A 5,325-nucleotide genomic window follows, 5' to 3' on the forward strand; every position below is an offset into this window, starting at 1 on the left:
CACGAGGTTTCGGCCGGGCGTCACCGGGCTGCCCCTGGTGGCGGTGAGTTGGGCGCTCCTGCGGGTGCTCAGCCGGCCACTGCCTCCTGCTGAGGGTCGGTGGCAGCGGGCTCCGAGGCGGTCGTCGTGGTGTAGAAGACGGACGAGCCCTGCTTGGTGCGGTGAGCCTGGCTCTTGGCGACCAGTCCTTCGAGGGTGGTACGCACAACGGTGGTCTTGACGCCGCGGTCAGGGTGGGCCTGCGTGAGTGCGGCGGAGATTTCGGCGGCGGAACGCGGCTCGCTCTGCTGCTCCAGGTGGCCGCGGATCAGGTTGACGAGGGTCGGCTTGGTGTCTGTCTTGGGTGTCTTCGCGGACGAGGCTTTCGCGGATGAGGCCTTGGAGGCGCTCTTCTTGGATGTCGTCGCCTTGGCACTCGTGGCGGCTGCCTTCTTCGGCTTGCGCTGCCGGGGTTCGGTCGTGGCCTGGGGCGGGACGGTCGGCGTGGCCGTGGTGTCTGCCTCGCCGGCGGGGCTCGCGCCGCCGAGCGCCTCCTGGATGCTCACCAGCACGGAGTGGTCGTGCTGCAGGGCACCCAACTGTTCCTGCAGCGCCTCGATTTCCCCGCCGATACGCTCCTGCTCCTTGACGTTGCGCTCAAGGTCACCCGTCACCTGGGCGATGTACTGCGACGCCAGTCCTGTGGTGTGGACCTGAATTTCCGACATGAGGCGGGCCTTTCTGCAGCTCGCGGGAATGTTGGTGAAAGCACGAACCGGACCCGCGAGCGGGTGGAGGCAGGCGCCCCGTCTGCGCTGACTGGGACACCCACAGGGCACAACTGCCGCAATGCGCAGCAGTGTCTAGAGATATTACGCACGAGTAGAGCCCTGATGTGCCAGTCGAGTGAAGTCTCACCCTTTCCTTCAGGGTGAGGAACCAGCAGATGCGGGGCATGCCACGACGGCACTGACCGGGGCACTGTCACTGCTGATGGTGTGGGGATCGTAAAGTCATCGCTGCTGGTCAGCGCCCGCCTACTGGCTTGTCGGTGGGGGCTTGTCATGCTGCCCTGGTGATTGTGTCCCTGCTCTACCGCATCGTCCGTGCGCCGTTGTCCGTTCTGCTGCGCCGGGACATTGCCATGGATGTGGAACTGCTGGTGCTGCGGCACGAGAGCGCCATCATGGGCAGGCATGTGAGGGGCAAGGTGTGCGATGAGCCGGCCGACCGATTCTGGCTTGCCGCCCTGACCTCGCTGGTACCGCGTGGCCGCTGGGCGGCCGTCTTTCCCGCCGCTGCCGGTGCTTGCTGGCCTGGCACCGCAAACTGATCGCCAGGAAGTGTGGGGCTACTGCGCCCGCAGCTCCCGCACCGGACGGCCGCCGACGGCGGCCGCGTTCAAGAGTCTCGTGCTGCGCCTGGCTGATGAGAATGCCCGCTGGGGCCGCCGCCGGATCCAGGGCGAACCGGCCCGGCCCGGGCACCCCCCGCAGCGGCGTGGACGCTCTGCGTGTCGAGCACGACCATACTCGGGTCGGCTGATCGCTTCGTTCGCCCCCGTACCTGCCAGTGCAGCAGGTCGTGGATGGTCCGGCCGGTACCATCGTCACGCCACTTGGCGGGCAGTACACCGCCCTGCGGGGCGGCTGGTCGTGGGGAAGGCAGTCCCACTGACCGTTCCTAGCCAGTGTGCGTGAGTGAGTCCTGGTCCCACTGTTGCGTACTGGGCGCATCCCGAACGGTGTTGGATGCGCTGGGTTCCCGCGTTCGCGTCCCGTTCGGTGACGGCTCTCCGGGGGGCCGGTCCGTTGTGGGTGGGCGGGTTCCCTCACGTCCCCGGTCACCTGGTCCGGCCTGGGCGGTCCGATGCCCCGCACGATCGCTCCGGTCGTGTGGGGGCGGTGCCGTCCGTCGCCGGATCGGGTGCCCGAGGGCGCGTCGTCCGATCGCGATGCCGGCGGCATCGTGACGGGACATGGTGCGGCGGGGGGTGACCAGTGGTTTCTGCCAGTGCTGGGCACCCCACAAAGTGGTGTAGGCGGGGTCGACCGCGACAATGCTCAGGCCGTGTTCGGCGGCCATGGAGACGAGCCGGGCCTTGAGTTTCCCGGTCGGGATGCCGGAGATGAGCTGCCGGAACCGTTTGCGGCGGCCGTGCTTCTCGCGGGTCTTCTCGGTGGTGAAGTCGAGGTCTTCGATGCCGATCGCGGCGACCCCGACACGCCTCGCCCAGTGGATCAGGCGGGTCAGCGCGTGGCGGAGCTGGGCGTCGCGGTGACCGGCGGTGCCGGACAGGTCGAAGCCGAAGCGGTGTGGGTCTCCGATGGGGTTGCCGTGCGAGTCGAGGTGGTAGGCGGCGAAGTGGTCGGCGTTGGTGTCGACGCCGATCATGCCCCGGGCGCGGGCTGTCGCCAGCGGGATGGTCTGCACGACGGGGCGCTGCCACGAGGCCGTGAGGTACCAGCGGCCGCGCCGGGTGTCGAGGTGGATGCGGTAGGCCACAGCGCGGTTTGCGCCGATGCGGTCGGCCCACTCCGCACCCCGGTGCGCAAACGCGATCCGGGTGGTGAGGGTGTACCGGCCGTGCCCGGCGTTGGCCAGGTGGGCGAGCGGGGCAGGCAGCTTGATGGACACTTCGCCGTTTGGGGTGACGCGGATCGTCTCGTTCCCGAACCGCTTCCCCGACTCACCGTCCGCCGCGATGAACCAGCGCTCCGCCTCCCACCGTTGCCGCCACTGGCCTTCGGTGAGCCCGGCCTGGGCGAGGTGGTGGCGGGTGTTCAGGAGACGTCTGCCGCCCCGCACCACCCGCACCCGCCCGGCCTGCCACTCGGCAACAGCAGCAGTATGCCGCGCCTCCAGCATCACGAGGCGGCGAGATTTGCGGAACCACTCGCTCTTCAACCTGTAGCCACCCGCCGCGCGCTTGGTGCCCTTCTCCCCGATCGAGAGAGACAGGCGGTGCCGCAGCATCTTGATCCCAGTTTCCAGTGTCTGGATGTGTGCTGCCTGGCAGCGGCGGGCCAGCGCCCACTGATCGTGCGTGGCCTTGGTGATCGCACCCGCGATCCGCGACGACGACAGCACCGTCAGCTCCCGCTTACGCGCCGCCCAGGTGTCCGCACTGTGCTCCAGACCATCCGCACAGCGGGCCTTGAGATCACGCGAAGCCAACGCACCCTGATGCTCACCGACCGCACGCAGCACCATCTCGTCCCGGGCCGTGAGGTGCCCCAGCCGGTCCCGGACCGCCACCCCGCAAGGCCCCGGCACCACGAACGGCACGGCCAACTTCCTCACGCCACCCACCACATCACCCCCGCCCGCAAAGGCCAGACACCCGCTGTCCAGCCCAACGAGCAGCAGCCGCCAAGGTCACCCATTCGACCCTAGAACCCCCGTTCACGCCCCCGCAAACCCGCTGACGGGACTCACTCCCGCACACCACCACTCACTTCAGCTCAGCAAACCGACAGCAGCTCACAACCCCCGGTCCGGGACTGGTAGAGGCTCGCGTTCACGATCTCATCTCGTACTGGCCCTCATGGCCGGACACCAACTGGTGATCGGCCTTCCAGGTGGAGATCACGGGCTCGATCAGGGCCCACCGTTCGTCGGATAAGTCGCTCTTGCAGGGCTTGCGTTCGCTCACCCGGCCACCCAACACGGCCAAGCCCGTGGGCCAGCTTGAACCTCACACACAACGGGCAGCAACTCTGCGGCTGCTGAATATTTCATCCGACCAGGTCAGGCGGCGTTCTGGTACTCATGGATCACTCCGGCGAGCCGGTCTCGGCGGCGTATGTCCAGACGGGAGATTCGCCCGGGATCGGTGATCGGCTCGGGGACCGCGCGCAGTGGTGCTGCCTGGTTCATCGCTTGATGTGGCCGGTGGGCATTGTGGTGCAGCTCGAACTGGCGGAGGGCGTGGCGCAGGTGGCGCTCGTTCCAGATGAGGGTGCGGTCCAGGAGTTCGTGGCGGCAGGTCTGGACCCAGCGCTCAGTGATGGCGTTCATGCGCGGCATCCGGACGCCGGTGAGGACGGTCTGGATTCCGGCGGCTTCCAGGATCTGGTCGAAGAGTGCGGGGAATTTCGCGTCCCGGTCCCGGATCAGGTATGTGACGGTGGCTGCGGTGTCCTCGAGGTCCATGACGAGGTTTCGTGCGGCCTGACTCACCCATTGGGCGGTGGGGTGAGACGTGGTGCCGAGGATCCGGATGCGGCGGGTGGCGTGCTCGATGACCGCGAGGATGTACTGGCGCCGGCCGGTCAGGGTGACGGTCTCGACGAAGTCGCAGGCCAGAATGACGTCGGCCTGGGAGCGCAGGAAACCGGCCCAAGTCGTGGCGGCCCGGTCGGGTGCGGGGTCGATGCCCTCGGTCTTGAGGATCTCCCAGATGGTGGAGGCGGTGACCTTGATGCCGAGGGTGGCGAGTTCGCCGTGCACCCTGCGGTAGCCCCACGACGGGTTCTCCCGGACCAGGCGCAGGATCAGGATGCGGATCGAGCGAACGGTGGGCGGGCGGCCTGGCCTCTTCGGTCGGCAGGTGTGGGCGTGCCGCTGCTTGATCAGGTCGCGGTGCCATCGCAGCACGGTGTCGGGCTGGATCAGCAGCCGGAGCCGGCGTAGAACCTGGCGCGGCAGCGGCACCAGCAGAGCGGCGAGGAAGGCCCGGTCTTCCGCGGCGAACTTCACCCGGCCCGCACCGAGCTGCCGCTCAAGGACCAGGATCTGGTGGCGCAAAGCGAGAATCTCCGCGTCCTTGTCGCGATCGCTCATCGGTAGCAACCGCAGCGTGGCGAACGCGTTGGTGATGGTCAGATAGGCGAGACGAAGCAACACGAGTGCTCATCCTGCCGCAGCACCGAACAAGCCCCTGAGGTGCATGGATAGCATTCTCGGCAGGCGCAGGGGTGGCGGTGGCGAGATGGTGGCTGTGCTGGGTGCGGCCTCTGGCCAGACGAGCAGGGCGGATGCTGCGGCCGTGGGCATCGTCAACGCGTTCGTCACGCGACTCCGTCGCTTGGCGGTATGTCCCGGAATGTGTTCTTGGTCGGTTGGTGCTTTGCTGCTCGGTGGCGGCAGGCTGGGTTTCTTGGCGTGCCGCTCGTCTGTGCTTCCGAAACCGAGAGGCTCAAGGAGGAGTCCCGCATGTCCGTCTATACCCCCCAGCAGATCAGCCAGCCGCAGACCCAGCAGCCGTACAACCAGCAGCAGCTGTTCGGCCAGCCCCCGATCACACAGTCGCAGTACGGCCAACAGCAGCCCTGGGGCCAGACCGGCCAGCAGCAGATCGCGCAGGTGGTCCAGCAGTCGATCCAGCAGGCGTGCCAGCAGGCG

The 5,325-nt window shown here is 67.9% G+C and carries 4 protein-coding genes and 2 pseudogenes; 2 read left to right on the top strand and 4 right to left on the bottom strand.

The window, feature by feature from the left end; translation table 11 throughout:
* Positions 1 to 68: 68 nt before the first annotated feature.
* Positions 69 to 707 (bottom strand): hypothetical protein, encoded by a 639-nt coding sequence (locus ACFU8W_RS51955; protein WP_384052822.1) that lies wholly within the window; start codon positions 705 to 707, stop codon positions 69 to 71.
* 347 nt (positions 708 to 1,054) lie between these two features.
* Here ACFU8W_RS51955 and ACFU8W_RS51960 point away from each other — a divergent pair, with 347 nt between their 5' ends.
* Positions 1,055 to 1,312 carry an integrase gene (locus tag ACFU8W_RS51960; RefSeq protein WP_384052824.1) on the top strand — a complete coding sequence of 86 codons (258 nt, stop codon included), beginning with the start codon at positions 1,055 to 1,057 and terminating at the stop codon, positions 1,310 to 1,312.
* Positions 1,313 to 1,662: 350 nt separating this feature from the next.
* On the opposite strand, the gene ACFU8W_RS51965 is transcribed toward ACFU8W_RS51960, so the two are convergent.
* From ACFU8W_RS51965 to ACFU8W_RS51975, 3 genes and pseudogenes are all read right to left on the bottom strand, one after another.
* Positions 1,663 to 3,291 carry an IS200/IS605 family accessory protein TnpB-related protein gene (locus ACFU8W_RS51965; protein ID WP_384052827.1) on the bottom strand — a complete coding sequence of 543 codons (1,629 nt, stop codon included), beginning with the start codon at positions 3,289 to 3,291 and terminating at the stop codon, positions 1,663 to 1,665.
* Between the two features lie 179 nt (positions 3,292 to 3,470).
* Positions 3,471 to 3,634 (bottom strand): annotated as a pseudogene (locus ACFU8W_RS51970) (IS5/IS1182 family transposase); the annotation flags it as partial.
* A gap of 95 nt (positions 3,635 to 3,729) precedes the next feature.
* Positions 3,730 to 4,827: an integrase core domain-containing protein gene (locus tag ACFU8W_RS51975; protein WP_384052829.1), complete on the bottom strand. Its 1,098-nt coding sequence runs from the start codon at positions 4,825 to 4,827 to the stop codon at positions 3,730 to 3,732.
* 309 nt (positions 4,828 to 5,136) lie between these two features.
* Between ACFU8W_RS51975 and ACFU8W_RS51980 the strand changes: the two are divergent.
* Positions 5,137 to 5,325 (top strand): annotated as a pseudogene (locus ACFU8W_RS51980) (hypothetical protein); the annotation flags it as partial.

The sequence above is a fragment of the Streptomyces sp. NPDC057565 genome (assembly GCF_042801455.1).
In the GTDB taxonomy this organism is placed as follows: domain Bacteria; phylum Actinomycetota; class Actinomycetes; order Streptomycetales; family Streptomycetaceae; genus Streptomyces; species Streptomyces yanii.